Annotated in this window: 15 protein-coding genes and 1 pseudogene; 3 read left to right on the forward strand and 13 right to left on the reverse strand. The window is 73.4% G+C overall.

Translation table 11 applies throughout. The features are described from left to right. The 5 genes from IE177_RS33840 to IE177_RS33860 form a co-directional block, all read right to left on the reverse strand. Positions 1-554: sigma-70 family RNA polymerase sigma factor (locus IE177_RS33840; RefSeq protein ID WP_373305228.1), on the reverse strand; the 554-nt coding region annotated here is incomplete at its 3' end. A gap of 105 nt (positions 555-659) precedes the next feature. Further along, complete coding sequence (locus IE177_RS33845) at positions 660-1,442, reverse strand: phosphatase PAP2 family protein (RefSeq protein ID WP_190019318.1); 783 nt, start codon at positions 1,440-1,442, stop codon at positions 660-662. A 1-nt stretch (position 1,443) separates the two neighbouring features. After that, a complete protein-coding gene (locus IE177_RS33850) occupies positions 1,444-2,397 on the reverse strand; it encodes a YihY/virulence factor BrkB family protein (RefSeq protein ID WP_190019319.1) in 954 nt (317 codons plus the stop codon). A 1-nt stretch (position 2,398) separates the two neighbouring features. Beyond that, the gene (locus IE177_RS33855; protein WP_190019320.1) at positions 2,399-4,141 is read right to left on the reverse strand and encodes a bifunctional phosphatase PAP2/diacylglycerol kinase family protein; all 1,743 of its coding nucleotides are present in this window, start codon (positions 4,139-4,141) and stop codon (positions 2,399-2,401) included. A 115-nt stretch (positions 4,142-4,256) separates the two neighbouring features. Then, the gene (locus IE177_RS33860; RefSeq protein WP_229816390.1) at positions 4,257-4,733 is read right to left on the reverse strand and encodes a hypothetical protein; all 477 of its coding nucleotides are present in this window, start codon (positions 4,731-4,733) and stop codon (positions 4,257-4,259) included. Positions 4,734-4,909: 176 nt separating this feature from the next. Here IE177_RS33860 and IE177_RS33865 point away from each other — a divergent pair, with 176 nt between their 5' ends. Beyond that, positions 4,910-5,407, forward strand: a complete 498-nt coding sequence (locus IE177_RS33865) for a MarR family winged helix-turn-helix transcriptional regulator (protein ID WP_190019321.1) — start codon at positions 4,910-4,912, stop codon at positions 5,405-5,407. A 41-nt stretch (positions 5,408-5,448) separates the two neighbouring features. Here IE177_RS33865 and IE177_RS33870 read toward each other — a convergent pair whose 3' ends face one another. The 5 genes and pseudogenes from IE177_RS33870 to IE177_RS33890 all read right to left on the reverse strand — a co-directional run bounded on the left by IE177_RS33870 (position 5,449) and on the right by IE177_RS33890 (position 10,902). Continuing rightward, positions 5,449-6,639, reverse strand: coding sequence for a PP2C family protein-serine/threonine phosphatase (locus IE177_RS33870; RefSeq protein ID WP_190019322.1), 1,191 nt, complete (start codon positions 6,637-6,639; stop codon positions 5,449-5,451). Between the two features lie 34 nt (positions 6,640-6,673). After that, entirely contained in the window at positions 6,674-8,428 is a 1,755-nt protein-coding gene (locus tag IE177_RS33875) for a PP2C family protein-serine/threonine phosphatase (protein WP_190019323.1), read from the reverse strand. Continuing rightward, the gene (locus tag IE177_RS33880; protein WP_190019324.1) at positions 8,425-8,769 is read right to left on the reverse strand and encodes a hypothetical protein; all 345 of its coding nucleotides are present in this window, start codon (positions 8,767-8,769) and stop codon (positions 8,425-8,427) included. The genes IE177_RS33875 and IE177_RS33880 overlap by 4 nt, the downstream gene beginning before the upstream one ends. Next, positions 8,766-9,618, reverse strand: a pseudogene (locus IE177_RS33885) (STAS domain-containing protein). The gene IE177_RS33880 and the pseudogene IE177_RS33885 overlap by 4 nt, the downstream one beginning before the upstream one ends. A 138-nt stretch (positions 9,619-9,756) precedes the next feature. Beyond that, on the reverse strand, positions 9,757-10,902 hold the full coding sequence (locus tag IE177_RS33890; RefSeq protein WP_229816391.1) for a PP2C family protein-serine/threonine phosphatase: 1,146 nt from the start codon (positions 10,900-10,902) through the stop codon (positions 9,757-9,759). Between the two features lie 158 nt (positions 10,903-11,060). Here IE177_RS33890 and IE177_RS33895 point away from each other — a divergent pair, with 158 nt between their 5' ends. Next, positions 11,061-11,546, forward strand: coding sequence for a MarR family winged helix-turn-helix transcriptional regulator (locus tag IE177_RS33895; RefSeq protein ID WP_229816392.1), 486 nt, complete (start codon positions 11,061-11,063; stop codon positions 11,544-11,546). A 214-nt stretch (positions 11,547-11,760) separates the two neighbouring features. On the opposite strand, the gene IE177_RS33900 is transcribed toward IE177_RS33895, so the two are convergent. Next, entirely contained in the window at positions 11,761-12,582 is an 822-nt protein-coding gene (locus IE177_RS33900; protein WP_190019326.1) for an SDR family NAD(P)-dependent oxidoreductase, read from the reverse strand. Positions 12,583-13,049: 467 nt separating this feature from the next. On the opposite strand from IE177_RS33900, the gene IE177_RS33905 reads away from it, so the two are divergent. Continuing rightward, positions 13,050-15,185: an MMPL family transporter gene (locus tag IE177_RS33905; protein ID WP_229816393.1), complete on the forward strand. Its 2,136-nt coding sequence runs from the start codon at positions 13,050-13,052 to the stop codon at positions 15,183-15,185. Positions 15,186-15,300: 115 nt separating this feature from the next. Here the strand turns inward: IE177_RS33905 and IE177_RS33910 are convergent, their stop codons facing one another. After that, on the reverse strand, positions 15,301-16,089 hold the full coding sequence (locus tag IE177_RS33910) for a PIG-L deacetylase family protein (RefSeq protein WP_190019328.1): 789 nt from the start codon (positions 16,087-16,089) through the stop codon (positions 15,301-15,303). Positions 16,090-16,096: 7 nt separating this feature from the next. Beyond that, positions 16,097-17,770 (reverse strand): NTP transferase domain-containing protein, encoded by a 1,674-nt coding sequence (locus IE177_RS33915; protein WP_190019329.1) that lies wholly within the window; start codon positions 17,768-17,770, stop codon positions 16,097-16,099. Between the last annotated feature and the right edge of the window lie 96 nt (positions 17,771-17,866).

A 17,866-nucleotide genomic window follows, 5' to 3' on the forward strand; every position in this document is an offset into this window, starting at 1 on the left:
TTGTAGCCGTTGGAGGCCAGCTGCGCCTCCACCACCTCACCCTCCGGCAGACACATCAGCTCCGACAGCTCCCGCGTCGTCGGCGTCCGCCCCAGCCGGCTGCGCAGCTCCTCGTTCGCCCGCGCCAGCTGCACCCGCGCCTCCTGCAACCGCCGCGGCACATGCACCGCCCACGACGTGTCACGGAAGAACCGCTTGATCTCCCCCACGATGTACGGCACCGCAAAAGACGTGAACTCCACCTCACGGGACAACTCGAACCGGTCGATCGCCTTGATCAGACCGATCATCCCGACCTGGACGATGTCCTCCATCTCCTCCGGCCCCCGACTGCGGAACCGGCCCGCCGCGAAACGCACCAACGACATGTTCATCTCGATCAGCGTGTTCCGCGCGTACTGGAACTCCGGCGTACCCTCCTCCAGCACCGCCAGCCGATCGAAGAACACCCGCGACAGCTCCCGCGCGTCCTTCGGCGCGACCCGGGACGGGTCGGCGATCTCCGGCACACTCACCGTCCGCTCGCCAGTCTGCACGGCCGTCGTCACCATGATGCGCCCCTCCCGGTCGGTATGTTTCGTCTCGGTCGGTCCACCGGCCGACGAACGCTCGTCTACCCCGGTCGGTGACGAGCATGCCCGGCTTTTTCGAACAGATCCTCAGCGGGTCCCCGGGCCGGGCTCCGGAGTCGCCTCGGTGAGTTCGGGCTCCAGGCCGCGGCTCACCGGCGCGCGGTTCCGCCCGGCGTCGGTGCGCCAGGCCTCGAAGGCCCAGGTGGTGAGGGCGACGACGGTCAGGCCCAGGAGCCAGCCGCCCAGGACGTCGCTGAACCAGTGCACGCCGAGGGCGACCCTGGTGAAGCCGACGCCGAGGACGCAGAACACGGCGGCGCCCCAGCAGGCGGTCCGCCAGGCTCGCGGCACGAGGGGCGCCAGGACCAGCATGAGGACGGCGAAGGACGTGGTCGCCGTCATCGCGTGGCCGGACGGGAAGGAGTAGCCGGGGGCGTGCGCCACCGGGTCGTGCAGGGCGGGCCTGGCCCGCTCCACCACGGACTTCACGAGCAGTCCCACGGCTCCCGAGACCACGGCGGTCACCGCCGCCCAGGCGGCCAGCCGCCACGCCCGGCGGTACAGCAGCCACACGGTCAGCACCGCGACGGCCGCGCGCAGCGTCACGGGGTCCCAGACCCGGTCGGACAGCAGGTGCAGCACGGCCGTCCACTCCCGGTGGCCGAGGGCGTACGTGTGCAGGCGGTGCGCGGCGGACATGTCCAGCCGCCGCAGGGGCCGCCACTGGCCCTCGACCAGGGTCAGGAGCAGGCCGAAGGCGACCGCGGCCACGGCGGCGAGGGCCGCGGCGGCCAGCAGCCGGGCGCCGTACCGGCGGTCGGCCTGCCGGCGGCGGTCGTGAAGGCGTCGCAGGGCGGTCCGTGCGGGCATCTCAGACTCCGGGATCGGGTTGGACCGGGCCGGGTCGACGGCCGCGCGCCGCTTCCAGCTGCGCGGCGAAGGCGAGCCCGAGGAAGAGGGCGACGGAGGTCAGGTAGGCCCACAGCAGCAGGGACATGAAGGCGCTCAGGGGGCCGTAGACGGTGTCGAACGAGCCGCTGAGCTCCAGGTAGAGGCTCAGCAGCCAGGTCAGTGTCATCCACAGCACCAGGTAGACGGCCGCACCGAAGGCCAGCCAGGTGTAGCCGGGCTGGACGCGGCGCGGTGAGCGGCGGAAGATCGCGCTGGCGGAGATGAGCGCGAGCAGCAGCCCGAAGGGCCAGCGCAGGATGTCCCAGGCCGTCCGGGTGCCGCTGCCGAGGTGGTAGACGGTGACCGCCGCCGAGGCGAGGTCGTCGCCGGCCACCATGACGACGAACCCGAGGCCGAGCGGGAGGCCCGCGCTGACGGACATCAGCAGGCCGCGCAGGTACTTGAGGTGGAAGGGGCGGTCGCGTTCGTTGCCGTAGATGCGGTTGGCCCCCCGCTCGATCTGGCACATGGCGGTGGTGACGTTGACCAGGGAGAAGGCGGCGCCGAACCAGAGGGCGACGGCGGCGCCGTCACCGGCCGTGCGCTTGCTGCGGTCCAGGGCGTCGTCGACGACGTCGGCGCTCGGTCCCCGGGCGATCCGGTGGATCGTCAGTTCGGCCAGCCGGCCCACGTCCTCGGTGTGCAGGCTGGTCGACAGGCCGACGAACGCGATGGCCAGGGGGATGACGGCCAGTACCGTCTGCAGGGCGAGGGCCCGGGAGTGGCTGAAACCGTCGGCGTAGCGGAAGCGGACGAAGGCGTCCCGCAGCAGGGGCCACCCGCCGTAGCGGCGCAGGGCCGCCCATGCCTCGTCGCCGGACAGCTCCTCGCCGCTCATGTCCCGCGTCTCGGGGACCTTGGTGGCGGTGCCCATCTCACTTCTCCCGGACCGGCAGCAGCATGCTCAGGGCCCCCGGCCGGACCTCCACGGTCAGGCGCCGGCCGACGGCCACCGGGTCGCCGTCCAGTTCCCGGGGCTGCGGGGCGTCGAAGGCGAACTCCGCCTGCCGGAAGGTGAAGAACTCCACGGGCGCGCCGGCCCCGTCGTCCTCCCGCTCACGGGACGCCGGCGCCGTGGGCGGCGGGGACGGCGGCGTGCCGGGACGCAGCAGCGTGCGCACGGCGGCCAGCCAGCCGCCGAGGCCGCGCGGGTCGAGGACCAGCAGGTCCAGCCGTCCGTCGTCGGGCCGCGCGCCGGGCAGCAGGGTCACCCCTCCCTGGACGGTCCCGATGTTGCCGACCAGCACCATGCGGGCGGTGCGGCGCAGGGCGGGAGCACCGTCGAGGGCGATGTCCACCCCCGTTCGCGGGGTGCGGAGCACCCGGAGGACGGCGAGCACGTAGGCGAGCCAGCCGAGGACGGACTTGGCCCTGTCGTTGGCGTTGGCCCGCTCCACCATCGCGGCGTCGAGGCCGGCACCGGACATGGCGGCGAAGTGGGTGGGGGCCAGGCCGTCGCCTTCGACGCGGCCGAGGTCGACGCGGTGGACGGTGCCGCGCAGCGCGGCGTCGAGGGCGTCGGCCGGTGCCAGCGGCAGGCCGAGGTTGCGGGCCAGCAGGTTGCCGGTGCCGCAGGGCACCAGGGCGAGCGGTACGTCGCTGCCCGCCAGGGCGGCGGCGGCGGCGCGGAGGGTGCCGTCGCCGCCGCAGACCACCACGAGTGCCGCGCCGTCGCGGACCGCCTCGGCGCTCTGGCCGCCCCCCGGGTCGTCGGCGGTCGTGCGGATGAACACCGGCGCGTGGTGGCCGTGGTGTTCCAGCACCCGGCGCAGGGCGTCGCGCTCGGCCTCGTCGGTGACGGTGGGGTTGAAGACCACCGCGGTGCGGCCCGGGGCCCGGGGCGGCCGGTGGGGCGCGGGTGTGCGGGCGGGGACGGCGGTGACGAAGCCGTCCGTGAGCAGTGCGCGCCCGACGATCAGCAGCGACAGCCCGCCGTTGACGAGGCCGCCCGCGACGTCGGTGGGATGGTGCATGCCCCGGTAGAGGCGGGCGGCGCCGACCGCGAGGGGCAGGAGGCAGAGCAGGCAGGCCACGACGGTCCGCCACGGTCCGCGCAGCCGGGACAGCGCCAGCACCGCCAGGCCGCCGTAGAGCGCGGTGGCGGCGCCGGTGTGCCCGGAGGTGTAACTGGACGTGGGAAGGGAGCCGTCGAGACGGTGCACCTCGGGCCGGTGACGGTCGACGGCCACCGTGATGACCAGGAAGACCAGCGACTGCAGGGACACCGCGAGGGCGAGGAAGACGGCCTGCCGCCACATCGGCAGCCGGGGCGCCAGGAGCAGGCCCAGGCAGCTCACCGCGGTGAGGGCGATCACCGTCAGGGTGTTGCCGGCCTCGGACGCGGCCGAGGACAGGGCGGTGAGGGTGTGCGTGCGCATGCGTTCGAAGGCCTCGTTCACCCCGTCCTCGGCCGTCAGCGGCCACAGGTCGCGGGCGGGGCCGGTGATCAGCAGTCCGATGCCCACCATGAGGGCCGCCTGACAGACGGTCAGTGCGGCGATCCACCTGGCGGACCAGCCGATTCCGCGCGGCACCGCGAGGCGGCCCGGTCCGGCGGCTCCTTCGCCGCGTCTTCCGCCCGGCAGCTCGGCGGGCCTCTCGGGCACGGCTGTGGACATGGGCACCCCTTTGGATTCGGCGTGGCGGCGACGTTCGCCGGAGCCCGTCCTCCCCCGGCTCACCGCCGTATGCCCGCTTCTCCGGGGAGCAGACGGGGGTTCGCGGAATGCCGGTTCAGCGGCCGGCCGGCGGAGGGGTGCGCCGGCCCAGGGTGAGGACTCCGTCGACGACTCTCGCCGCGTGGGCGCTATCGCGGAGAGCCACGCAGCGTTCGAGCAGGGCGTAGCCCTCGCAGAGCACCGTCTCGTGTCCGCCGTACGACTCCAGATTGACGACCGCCGCCTCCAGGTGCCGGATCTCGCACACCAGCACCGGCACCCCACCGGCCCCCCGGGCGCGAGCCGCGTCCGCTCGGGGACGCAGCAGCGGCAGCAGCTCGGCGCCGGCGGCGTTGCGGATCGTGCCGGCGTCGCTGCCGCTGCGCAGGGTGAGACAGGCGTGGGCGTGTTCGATCACGCGGACGAGAGCCTCGTAGTGTGGCGGCGGCAGCTCGAACGCCAAGGAGCCGTCGGCCGCGGGCCCGGCGGCGGCCACGGCGCCGGCGGCGGGGTCCGGGGCGTCGGTACGTCTTCGCCTGCCGAATCCCGACACGGATTCCCCCGCCCTCGACCGTTGCCGTGAACACTTTGACGCGAAGTCGGCGCAACCGTATGGCGCGGCCGGGTGGTCATGACACACAAATGCTGCTTGTCTCCCGTCTCACCGGGTAGAGCGATGGGGCATGGCCTGTCCCACAGCACTCGGATCTTACTGAAAGTGATGTGTTCGTGACTCCTCCCGGCGGCGCCGACGACCGCGCTCGGGGTTCGGGTGACGATCCGAGCACCGGCGCCCGGGAGATCGCCGATGCCGTGGAGCGTCTCGCGAACCTGTGGTCCGTGGCCGCTCAGAAGGCGGCCGTACGGCTCTCCCCGCACCAGCTGCGGGCCCTGCGGGCCCTGGAGACGCAACCCGACCTGAACCTCACGGGCCTGGCGGAACGGCTGGACATAGGGCTGCCCACCGCGAGCCGGCTGTGCGACCGGCTGGAGGCGGCGGGGCTGATGGAGCGTGCGGTGCAGCCGCGCAGCCGCCGCGAGGTGCAGCTGAGGCTCACCGGCCACGGGCGCCGGGTCCTGGGCGATGTGGCGCGCCGGCGCGCCCAGGCCCTGGCCGGAGTCCTGGCGGCCCTGACACCCGCCGAACGGTCGGCGCTGATCGGTGGCATGAGAGCCGTCCTCGCCGTGCCGGGCGAGGCGTTCTCCCAGCCACCGGAGGAGTCCTAGGGTCGCCGGACCCTGAGGGGCGGCGGCCCGGCCGCTGCCCCTCACGCCGTCGCGGCGTTCCGTCCCGTCCAGTCGAGGCAGACCACGGCGGCGTCGGCGAGGAGCTCCTCGCCGCCGACGTGTTCCATCAGGCCGGCCACGACCGACCGTGCCGTCTCGTGAGGCGAGGTCTGCCGGGTCGCGCTCAGGACCTGGCGCAGGACGCCTTCCCCGAACGCCTGTCCGGTCGCCGCCGACCGGGTGCCGTGTACGCCGGAGCTGATGGCGACCAGGCGGTCGCCCGCCTCGACGTGGAAGGTCTGCTCCTCGTAGAGCGTCTCCTCGAACATGCCGAGCGGCATCTGGGCCTCCAGCTCGATGCGTTCGATCGTCGGCCCGCGCTGCCGGTACAGCTGCGGGGACCCGGCGTCCACCGCGCGCACCGCGCCCGTGGCCAGGTCGAAGCGCAGCAGCAGGGTGGAGGCGTAGAGCTTCCCCCCGTACTGGGAGAAGACCGCCTGGTCGGCGAGGCACGCCTGGTCCGCGAGCCCGATCCCGGCGCGCCGGGCGTTGCGCAGCGCGCCGACGGCGAGGCTGGTGAGCAGCGAGGCGTCTATGCCCTGGCCCATGCCGTCGGTGACGGTGAGCGTGAGGTGGTCGGCGCCGGTGGACCAGTCGAAGTTGTCGCCGCCGATGGCGTAGGCCGGCTCCAGGTGTGCGCCGATGACGTACTCGTCGCGGGCGCACCCCCGGCCCGGGAGGAGTTGCCACTGCATCTCGGCGGCGAGCGTGAGACGCCGGGTGCGCCGGGCCTGGAGGTAGAGGTCGGTGTCCCGGCCGGCCGTGACGACCTCGTGGCCCAGCGCGGTCGCGACCTCGCCGAGCCGGAGCACCGTGCCGGCGTCGGCGGAGGCGGGGGGCACGCGGACGGAGAGCACGCCGAGGCGGTCGCCGCGGACGGTGATGGGCAGGTGCACCAGCTGAGCGGCGGGGTCGGCGGTGACCTCGACCACAGGTTTCTGGGCGGTGAAGGCGGTGCCGGCGGGGCTGTCGTGCGCGGACACCGGATCGGCGGTGTGCGGCAGGCAGGCGACGGGCTGCAGGACGGTCAGGGCGTAGTCGGCGAGGAGGAGCGTCACGTCACGGGCGCCGAACCGCTCCGCCAGCAGCCGCCCGGCGGTGGCCACCAGGGCGTGCGGAGGGGCCGCGCGCAGCTGCGCCTCCGCGGAGGGAACCGGCTCAGAGGCATTCACGGAGTCTCCATCCTCTCCCCTTGTGGCCTCCACGCTATCGCGATCGGCGCCTGTCGCTGAGTGGTGGAGCGGCCTGCTGGCCCTCGGGGGGCGTGCGGCACAGCAGGAGACAGACGTCGTCGTCGCGTTCGGGGTCGTCCGCCAGGAGTCCGAGGAGCGACCCGGCGCAGCCGTCCAGGTCCTGGAGGGCGGATTCGCCGAGGGCGGCCAGGGCCCGGCCGAGGGACTCGATACCGGGGTCGATGCCGTGTGCCCGCCGCTCCACCAGGCCGTCGGTGTACAGGACGAGTGTGGAGCCGGGCGGCAGTTCGGCCACCTGGTCCCGGTACTCGAAGGGAAGGGGGACGCCCAGCATGACGCCGGGCCGCGCGTCCAGGAGGCGCACGCCGCCGCCGGGCGTGCGGACCACGGCCGGCGGGTGTCCGGCGGCCGCCCATGCGACGTGCGGGTCGCCGGGCCGGAAACGGGCGATCACGGCGGTCGCGTACACGTTCGGCTGCTGGTGGCGCAGCATGCGGTGCAGGCGGGTCAGGATGCGGGCGGGGCCGTCGTTCTCGACCGCGTAGGCCCGCAGCGCGGTGCGCAGCTGGCCCATGATGACGGCGGCGCGCAGCCCGTGTCCGGTGACGTCGCCCATCACGGCCAGCACGCTGCCGTCGGGCTGGGGAACGACGTCGTACCAGTCGCCGCCGATGTTGAGACCCCGGGTGGCGGGGAGGTAGCGGGCCGCCAGACCGAGCCCCTCGATGTGCGGCAGGTCCGTGAGCTGGGCGCGTTGCAGGGTCTCGGCGGTGTCCCGGTGCTGCTCGTAACGGCGGGCGTTGTCCAGGGCGATGGCGGTCCGGCGGCCCAGTTCGACCAGCATCACGCTGGTGTCCTCGTCGAAGCGGTCGCCGGGGGCCGTCAGGGTGAGCACGCCCGAGGTGCGGCGCGCGGTAAGGGGCAGGCACAGCACCGGCCGGTCGGGGGACAGCGCGGAGGGCGGGAGGTCGTCGACGCCCGGGAGGGCGCCGGGGTGCGGTCCCGCGTGCTGCGGTCGGTCGAGTCGGGCGGCGGTCACCGCGGCGGCGTGGCGTGCGCCGTCCGGGCCGACCGGTTCGTCGAAGAGCCACACGTCGACCCGGCTCGCGTACTCGGGGACGAGCAGTCCGGGAAGGCATCGCAGGATGTCCTCCCGGTCGAGGGACGCGGTCACGGCCGCGCTGGCGTCGGCGAGGAAGGTCAGCAGGCGCCGTGCCCGCTCCGCCGCGCCGCGTGCGGCCCGTTCGGCGTCGAGCAGCTCGCGCTGGGTGCGGGCGGCGGCGTCCAGTTCGGCGTGCAGGGCCAGTACGCCCTGGTTGGTCTGGTGCAGCTCCTCGCGGTGCGAGCGCAGCTGTCGCTCCGCCTCGTCCAGCCGGCGCACGATCACCGCCGTCTCCTCGTCCGCCGCCAGGACCGCTTCGGCGAGGGTGGTGCCGTCCGGGCCGGCCGGCCGGACGGGGCCCTCGGCCGCGGGGCCGGGGCAGCGGCACGTCAGCCGCCAGGGCGGCATGCGGCCGGGCCCGGCCCGGACGGCCTCTGCGGTGATCAGCAGGAGCGCGGCGCCGTCGGGCGTGTCCTGCCGCACGGTGAGGGTGAGTTCCGCGCCGCCCCCGCCCAGGCACTCGCGCAGGCGCGCCGTGAGCGCGGTGAGGAAGCGGGCCCGTTCGACCGCGGGCGTGCCCAGGGAGGCCGTGACGCGTGCGGCGAGGATCCGGACGTGGACGGCCTGCGCGACCGAGGTGACGCGCCGGGTGTCCGGCGCGATCACGGGCGGCCGGTCTGGGGGCCGGAGGGCGGATCGGCCTCACGGGCGCCGTCGTCCACGCGGCCGGCGCCGCCGGCCGCGCCCCGGTGGACTGTGGCCGCGCCCCGGAGGACGGTGGCCGCGCCCCGGTGGACGGTGGCCGCGGCGGCCCGGAGGACCGTGGCCTCGGCCACTGCCGCTGTCGCCGCCGGGGCGCGGGTGTCCGCCCCCGGCCGGCCGGCGGACTCGGTCACCGGCCGGCCGGCACGGGCGTGCGCCGTCGGGCCGGCCGCCGGCCGGGTGACCGTCGAGGCCGCGGCCAGGCCCGGGACCGCGGCCGGTTCCCCGGCGGGAGGAAGGGTCATCGCGGGCCGGCGCCGGCCGCGCGGCGGGAGACCTCGATGCCGTCCCGGGTGAGCGCGTGGGCCAGGGCGTCGGCCAGCGAGCTGCGGGTGAGCACCGAACCGAGGTCGATGCCCAGGTGCACGATCGTCTGCGCGATGGCCGGGCGGATGCCGGAGACGATGCAGTCGGCGCCCATCAGGCGGGCCGCGGCCACCGTCTTCATCAGGTGCTGCGCGACGAGCGAGTCGACGGTGGGCACCCCGGTGATGTCGAGGATCGCGTAGCGGGCCCGCCGCTCGACGATGGCATGGAGCAGCGCCTCCATGACCACCTGGCTGCGGGCGCTGTCCAGCGTGCCGATCAGCGGCACGGCGACTATGCCCTCCCACAGGCTGATCACCGGGGTGGCCACTTCGAGGAGCTGCTGCCGCTGCCGCGCGATCAGCTCCTCGCCGGCGCCGGCCGTGGTCTCCATGATCACCACGCGCAGCGTCCCCATCAGGACGGTCAGGGCGAGCAGGACCGCCTGCGCCTCGCGGCCGGTCGAGCCCTGGTCCTCGACGCCCAGCACCTCGGCGGCCGCCGCCCGCAGGGCGGCGGCCTCGCCCGCGATCCGGGCCGGGCTGAGTCCACGGCGGCCACGAGACGCCGCCATGCGTCCCAGCTGCTCGCGCACCGGGTCGAACCCGGGGGCCGCGACGTCCTCCAGCCGGCCGCTCGCCGCCACCTCGGACAGGGCGTCCACCACGGCCCGTCCGGAAGAGGGGGGCGTCCGCCCAGCGCTGGGCTATCTGCTCACGACGGCGGCCCAGGAAGGCTCCCAGTTCCCGCGCCGCCGGCCCGGCCGGCACCTGCTCCCGCACGTGCATCGTCTCCCTCTGGAACAGGCCGCCGCGCCGGGACCGGCACGACCTCCGCAAATTATTGCCACATGGCAAGCATCGCGTGTGCGGCCCCGGGGGGAACGACACAGCATCGACACATCGCCGGACCCGCGGGCACGGGGCTCAGCGCCCGTGCCAGTCCAGACAGACGACCAGCGCGTCGTCCTTCGGGACGGACTGACCGCGGTGGCCGGTCAGCTCGCGCAGGATGGCGCGCGGCACCTCCGCGGCGGGCAGGAGACGCGTGGACATGATCGCCCTCGCGAGCGCGGCGTCCCCGTACGCCTCCCCCCTGGGCGAGGCGACCGCGTACACCCCGTCGCTGACGAAGACGAGCCGGTCGCCGGGCTCGACCCGGAACTCCTGCGCCACGTAGTCGGTCTCCTCGAACATCCCCAGCGGGAGCTGCGCCTCGAACGTGACGCGCTCGACCACGCCGTCGCGCAGCCGCAGCAGTTGCGGGGAGCCGGCGTCCACGACCTTGGCCCGGCCGCTGGCGAGTTCGAAGTCGAACATCAGCACCGAGAGGTAGCAGCGCCCCCGGTAGTGCGCGTACACCGCCTGGTCGGCCAGGGCCGCCTGGTCGTCGATGGCGATGCCGGCCCGCCGGGCGTTGCGCAGCGCGTTGATGGCGAGGTTCGTCAGGAGGGAGGCCTCTATGCCCTCCCCCATGCCGTTGGTGACGTAGAGCGTGAGGTGGTCCGCCGTGGCGGACCAGTCGAAGTTGTCGCCGTGGATCGCGTACGCGGGTTCCAGCTGTGCGCCGAGTTCGTACTCGGGCCGGGAGCAGGAGCGTCCGGGCAGGAGCTGCCACTGCATCTCGGCGGCCAGGGTCAGCCGGTCCTTGCGCCTCGCCTGGAGGTACACGTCCGTGTCGCGCTCGGCCACGACCACCTCGTGCCCGAGCACCTCGGCGATGTCCGCGAGCTCGCCGAGAAGGTCGCGCACGCCGTCTGCGTCCGGCAGGGTGACCGACAGCACGCCCAGCCGGTCCCCGCGCACCGTGACCGGCAGGTGTACGCGCACGGCACCGCCGTCGACGTCCTCGACGAAGGGCTCCTGGGCGCCGAAGGCGCGGCCGGCGGGGCTGTTGTGCACCGGGAGGACCTCCGCCGTCCGGGACGGCGCCATCGGCTGCAGCACGGTGAGGCCGTAGTCGGCCATGAACAACTCGACGGACCGCGCACCGTACTCCCCGACGAGCACACGGCGCACGGCGTCGAGCAGTTCGTGCGGGGCCGCCGTGCGCAGCGCACGCTCAGCGGTCACAAATCTGTTCACTGCGGTGGATACACCATTCCTTCGACGACGGAATGACCTCGCTCGGGCGGCGCGGCCACCCGTGCCGAGCTGCGCGGACCCCCGAACCATCTCTTACCGCTCCCGGCACCTAGTACGCTGGCGAACGTCCCAGTGCCTGCGAGAGTGTGACGGTGACTGTCTTCCGCCCCCGCCCCGAGCCCGCCGAGGTCGCACGCGTGACCTTGACGGCCGTGGAGCTGCTGGAAGTCCTGTGGGGCCGGGCCTCGACCGCGCCGGCGTCCCCGTCCCAGATGCGCGTCCTGTTCATGCTGGAGCACCAGGACGGCATCAATCTGCGCACCCTCGCCGACTCGCTCGCCTCCACACCCCCGTCCACCAGCAGGCTCTGCGACCGGCTGGTGGCCGCCGGGTTCGTCGAGCGCACGGTCAGCCCCGCCGACCGGCGCGAGGTGCGGCTGCACCTCAGCCACCGCGGCCGCGCCTTCCTCGACGACCTGCGGGCACGCCGCGAGCACGAGCTGCAGGCGGTGCTGGAGCTGATGCCCGCGGCCAAGCGGACCGCGCTCTTGGACGTGCTGCAGGCGTTCTGCGACGCGGCGACGTCGCGGATACACGACCAGGCACCGCACACCGGGGGCCGGACGGCCTGAGCACGGGGCCGGGCCATCGCACGCCCCGACGCCTCGAGGCCTGGATGGCCGGCGCACGGAGCGATGGCCGCCCACCGGAACATTGCGGATCCTTCCCCGTGCAGCAGGACTACGCTACTTTGTTGCCTCACGACCATAGTTGTCAAACGGCAAGTATTGCTCGGGCGTCCCCCCCCGGGGTGCGGTGACCTCGTCGGAGTCGCTGTGGAGGCCGTCAGAGCCCGGTGCCCCCGCGCGGTACGACGCGGTGGTCGAAGGCGACGGTGCCGGGGTCCAGGGCCGTCGCCCCGCCGTCCACCGGGAGCACCGCCCCGCTGACGAAGGACGCCGCCGGCGAGAGCAGCCAGCCGATCGCCTCGGCGACCTCGCGCGGCTCGCCCGGCCGGCCCATGGGCAGGAGCCTGGTCGCCTCCTGGTAGGCGGACTCCACGCCGCCGTCCCCGAGATCCGCCTCCTCGGCGAAACGCGCCATGCGCCGGTCGGCCATCTCGGTCCTGATCCAGCTGGGACACACGACGTTGGCCCGCACCCCCTGACGCCCGAAGTCGACGGCGACGGAACGGCACAGCTGCAGCAGGGCGGCCTTGGACGCGGCGTAGGGGGCGTTGCGCGCACCGTTGCGCAGCGCGGAGACCGACGCGACGGCGACCACGGCCCCACGCGTCTCGACCAGGTGCGGGACGGCCGCCCGCAGGAGCAGCATCGGGCCGGTGACGTTGGTGCGCATCACCGCGTCCCATTCCTCCGGCACCAGGTCCCCGGCCGTTCCGCCGCGTCCGATGCCCGCGTTGAGCACCAGCCCGTCCAGGCGCCCGTGGGCGTCGAGGGCCGCGCGGACGAGACCGCCGACGGCGACGGGGTCGCTCGCGTCGGAGGGGTGCGCCAGTACGCCGGTCTCCTCCTCGAGCCGCCGCAGCGGTGCGGCCCGCCGCCCCGAGGCGATCACGTGGTGCCCCTGCTCGCGCAATAACCGGGCCGTGGCCTCACCGATGCCCGATCCGGCGCCGGTCACGATGACAACTCGCTCGTCCGTCATGGGTGTTCGCTCCTCTGTCCGAGATCACACTTCGCTCGATCGTAGACAGGCGCGCGCCGGCACGTGGGCCGTGAAGTGACAAGCGGCGTGCGGTGGTTCCGCGTGGCGTGAGGCATACCCCCCGAACGGCCCGCGGAACAGGCCGGCACGCGGGCCGCGTTCGGCCGGCGGCCACTAGTGGACACCCGAAGCGGAAGCCCACCGGCCCGGCCGGTTCACTCGCGCAATCGTCGTCAGGAACCTGCCAGGAAACGGCCCGCGGAACGCGTCGTACCGGAGAATCGGCGAACGTCTCGCCACAGCACAGCAGGCTGCTTCCCTGCCTTCGCCGGGGCACGGCCACCGAGGCGGATCACCGGAACGGTGGACCTCGCCGCGTCACGGGAGGAGTGCCCCGCGGCCCAACAGGCGTGCTGTCATCACCGTACCGAAGGAGCGTAATGTTCGGACGCATAGGACGGTTCTCCGTGAACCGCCCAGTGCTGGTCCTCGTGTCCTGGGTCGTCGCGGCGATCGCCCTGATCGCCCTGGCACCCTCGATGGGCACCAGTCGGGACCAGGAGGACTTCCTGCCCTCCCACTACGAGTCGGTGCGGGCCGGCCGGATCCAGGAGAAGTCGTTCCCGCAGCAGGAGAGCGCGGCGGCGATCCTCGTCTTCCAGCGGTCGGACGGCGGGCCGCTGACGGGGGCCGACAAGGACGCCGTGTCCCGGGTGACCAAGACCCTGGACGGCAAGCACTACGACACCTTCAAGAGCGTCACCGGGTCGCCCGAAGCCGTCTCGAAGAACGGCAAAGTGGCGCTCGCGAACGCCTATTCGACCGAGAAGGACCTGGGCGCCGATCCCGTCCTCGACTCGGTGAAGAAGCTGCGCGAGGACGCCGGGCACCTGCTGAAGGGCACGGACCTGAAGCTGGGCGTCACCGGCACGGCGGCCCAGACCCTGGACGCCAACGAGGCCACCGGTGACACGGACGCCATGATCATGATGGCGACCCTGCTGCTGATCGTGGTCCTGCTCGGTGTGATCTTCCGCAGCCCGCTGATCGCGTTCCTGCCCGTGGTGCTGATCTTCCTGGTCTTCATGATGGCCCAGGGTCTGATCTCCACGGCGAGCAGCCTGTTCGACCTGAAGGCCGACAGCGACAACGGCGCGATCCTCATCGTGGTGCTGTTCGGTGTCGGTACCGACTACATCCTCTTCCTGCTCTTCCGCTACCGGGAGCACCTGCGCTCCGGCCAGGCCCCCAAGGAGGCTCTGGCCTCCGGCGTCTCGCGGGTCGGTGAGACCATCGCCTCCGCGGCCGGAGCGGTCATCGTGGCGTTCCTCGCCCTCATGCTGTCGACCATGAGCAGCATGCGCGCCCTCGGCCCCTCCCTCGCCATCTCCGTCGGGCTGGCGCTGGCCGCCGCGCTCACCCTGGTGCCCGCCGCCTTCTCCCTGCTGGGCACCAAGGCGTTCTGGCCGTCCAAGGCGTGGCAGCGCACTCCGCGCAACCGGCTGGGCCACCGGATCGGCGCGGTCACCTCACGGCGTCCCGCGCTGGTGGCGACGGTCTCGGGCGCGGCTCTGGTCGTCCTCGCCCTGTGCTCCCTGGGCTTCCGGGCGGAGTACGACGCCGGCAGCTCGCTGCCGAAGAACCTGGAGTCCGTCCAGGCCATGAACGACCTGGAGAAGGCGTTCGCCGCCGGCGAGTCCGACCCCAGCCTGGTGTACGTCAAGTCCGGGAACGGAGGCCGGCTGGATGCGTCCGCGCTGACGGCCTTCCGCAAGGACATCACCGCGGTGAAGGGCGTCGACGAGGTTTCCGAGCCGGTGCTGAACCCGGCCAAGGACGTGGCCAGGTACGACGTGGTGCTGTCCTACCGGCCCGCGTCCAGCGAGGCCATCGACCTGGTCTCCGGCACGCTGCGCGACACCGTGCACGCGAAGGCGCCGAAGGGCACCGAGGCGGTGCTCGGCGGTACGACGGCGGTGTTCGCCGACATCAAGAACGCGGTCAACCAGGACTACAAGGTGGTCTTCCCCGCGGCGGGCATAGCCATCGCGCTCATCCTGGGGCTGATGCTGCGCGGTGTCGTGGCGCCGCTGTACCTGATCGTCGCGGTCAGCCTGGGCTTCGGCGCGACGCTCGGCTCCACCGTCCTGCTCTTCCAGAAGCTGCAGGACGCGAGCGGGCTGCTGTTCATGCTGCCGATCATCGTCTACCTGTTCGTGGTGGCGATCGGCACCGACTACAACATCCTCCTCGTGGCGCGGCTGCGCGAGGAGATGCGCAAGGGACGGACCCCGGCCGAGGCCACGCGGCTCGCCGTGACCCAGTCCGCGCCGACGATCAGCGCCGCGGCCGTGATCCTCGCCGGCACCTTCGGCGTGCTGATGCTGGCCGACAACTCGATGCTGCAGCAGATGGGTTTCGCCGTGGCGTTCGGCATCCTGCTGACCGCCTTCGTCATGGCGCTGCTGCTGGTGCCCACGGTGACCACCCTGCTGGGTGCCCGCGCCTGGTGGCCGAGCCGCAACACCGGCGGGAAGGACTCCCTGCGGGTGGCGGACACGGACGGGGACCCCGATCCCACGTCCGAGCCCGTGCGCGTCTGAGTAGGCGGCGGGCTTATGGCGGACGGGGCCCCGTGGCGGAACACGGGGCCCCGTCCCGTCCGCCGGCCCCGCCCGTCCAGGCGGGCGGGGCCGGCGGCCACCGGTCCGGGCAGGATCAGGCGCTGCCCGGCACGACCGGCCAGAACAGTTCGGCCCTGCCCTCGGCGGCGTGGGTGCGCGCACGAAGCGCACCGTGGGCGTCGAACAGTTCGGGGACACGGACGTCCCCGGGCCAGAGCATGCTGTGCTGGGAGCGGTAGCACTCGACGGCGGCGTACTTGGCCGCCCAGGCCCGGTCGCTCGCCGTTTCGGCCACGGCCGGCCCGAACTCGGCGCCGACGGGCAGATCCGGCGCCTCCGGCTCCCGCATGCCGTAGGGCAGGTCCTCCCAGCAGTGCAGCGGTACCTTCCCGCAGGCGGCGGTCACCACCGCGTCGCGTGCCCGGCGGTGGTCGAGGTGGTTGCCCACCGCGGCGCACGTGAGGACCAGGTCGGGACGGAGCGTGTCGAGCAGCGAGGCCACGGCGGTCTCGAGCTCCGGGCCGAGGGCGGGTTCGGGCACGTCGTTGCCCTGGACCGCGGGCTGGTCCATGTCGACCAGCCAGCTGCCGTCGGGACGGCGCCGGTAGACGGCGTCGAGGAAGGAGCCGTGCAGGGGCTCGGCGCCCAGCAGCGCGAGGGCGGCCTCGTCCTCCCGCCGCCTGTGCTCCACCGGATCGGTCTCCAGGCCCCAGACGTAGTGGAAGTACTCGGCGATCGGGGAGTAGGGCGGCGTGGGGACGCCGGCGAACGCGGTGAAAACGGTGACCTGGGCGCCTTCCGAGGCGAGCCGGTGTATCCGGCCGCCCGCGGAGAGAACGGCGTCGTCCAGGTGCGGTGAGACGACGAGGACTCTCGTGGCCATGTTCGTCCTATCCCTCGTGTCCGGCGGTGTCCGGTGCGACCCGCGCCGCCGCCTCGCCGCCGTCCGCCGCGTCGGTGATCTCGCCCTGTGCGAGGGCGGCCGCGATGGCGGAGGCCGACCCCGGGCGGTTGTGCTGGACCCATCCGGGAATGTTCCGCTGTTTGATGGAGCCCTCGGAGATCACCAGGGCACCGGGCGGGACGTCCTTGGAGATGAGCGCGCGGGCTCCGGAGTAGGCGCCGTCACCGACCGTCACGGGCGCGATCAGGCCGTTCTGGCCTCCGATGCGGACGTTGCGGCCCACCACGCTCCGGTTCTTCTTGCGGCCGTCGTAGTTGGCGAACCCGGACAGCCCTCCGATGTTGCTGCCGTCGCCGATGTCCGCGTCCCCGACGTAGGACAGGTGGGGCACCTTGGCGCCGACGCCGAGAGTCGAGTTCTTGATCTCCACGAACGTACCGATCCTGGACCGGTCCGCCAGGCGCGTGTCCGGCCGCACCGAGGCGAAGGGGCCGACCTCGACGTGGTCGGCCAGTTCGGCCTCGCGCACCACGGAGCACGACACCAGGCACCCGGCGCCGACGGTGGTGCTCTCCAGCGACGTGTGAGGGCCCACCGTGGTGCCCTCCCCGATCGTGGTGCCGACCGCGCTGGAGCGGAACACCCTGGCCCGGGCCTGCACGGCGCAGTCCCGGAGCTCGGTGTCGGGCCCCACCGTCGCCCCCTCGCGCACCGTGGTCCGGCCGTGCAGGCGGGTGTTGGCCTCGATGACCACGTCACGCTCCAGCGTGACCTGCACGTCGATCCAGGTGCTGTCCGGGTCGACGATGTCCACGCCGGCGGCCATCCACCAGGCGTTGATCCGGTCCCTCATCGCCCTCCGGGCGATCGAGAGCTGGCGCTGGTCGTTGACGCCGAGGATGTCCTGGGGGTCCTCGGCGACGGTGATGCCGATGCGGTGGTCGTGCTCCGTCAGCCAGTCGACGACCGTCGCCAGGTACTCGCCCGCGGTGCTGCCGCTGTCCAGCAGGTACTGGAAGGCGTCCCGCAGGATCTCCGCGTCGAAGGCGTACACCCCCGCCCCGACCTCCCGGGTCCTGTCGTCGTCCTCCAGACGGTGACCGCGGTCGGGCGCGAGCAGGGACGCGAACTCGCCGACCTCCGAGCGCAGGACCAGGCTGTACCCGGACGTGTCCCGCAGCCGGCCGGACAGCAGGGTCATGGCGTTGCCCGACTTCTCGTGGTCGGCGACGAGCCGGCGGAGCGTGGGCGCCGTGAGCAGCGGCGCGTCGCCGATGGTGGCCACGACGGTGCCGGTGAAGTCCTTGAGCGCGTCCAGGCCCACGAGCAGGGCATGGCCGTAGCCGCGCTGCTGTTCCTGCACCGGCGTCAGCCACCCGGTGGCACGGTCGCCGAACTCCTCGGCCAGGTAGGCGCTCACCTGCTCGCGGTACCGGCCGGTGACGACCACCGTGCGCTGCGGACGCAGCTCCACGACCGCGTCCAGCACGTGCCCCAGCAGGGCTCGCCCGCCCATCTCGCGCAGGACCTTCTGGACGCCGCCCCCGATCCTCTCCCCACGGCCGGCGGCGAGGACCACCACGGCCAGCTCCCGCGCATGCGAGGCGCCGGGTGGCTCCGCCCCGGCTGCCGCGCCACCGGTCTTGCTCTGAGAAATCATCGGATCAAGTCCCCCTCCCAAGGCCGCCGTCCCATTCGGGGAGGCGGACTGTTTTCTACAGAGAATGTGATGTGGCCGCTGGTGCGCCGCAAGAGC

The sequence above is a fragment of the Streptomyces lucensis JCM 4490 genome, assembly GCF_014650035.1.
Lineage (GTDB): Bacteria > Actinomycetota > Actinomycetes > Streptomycetales > Streptomycetaceae > Streptomyces > Streptomyces lucensis.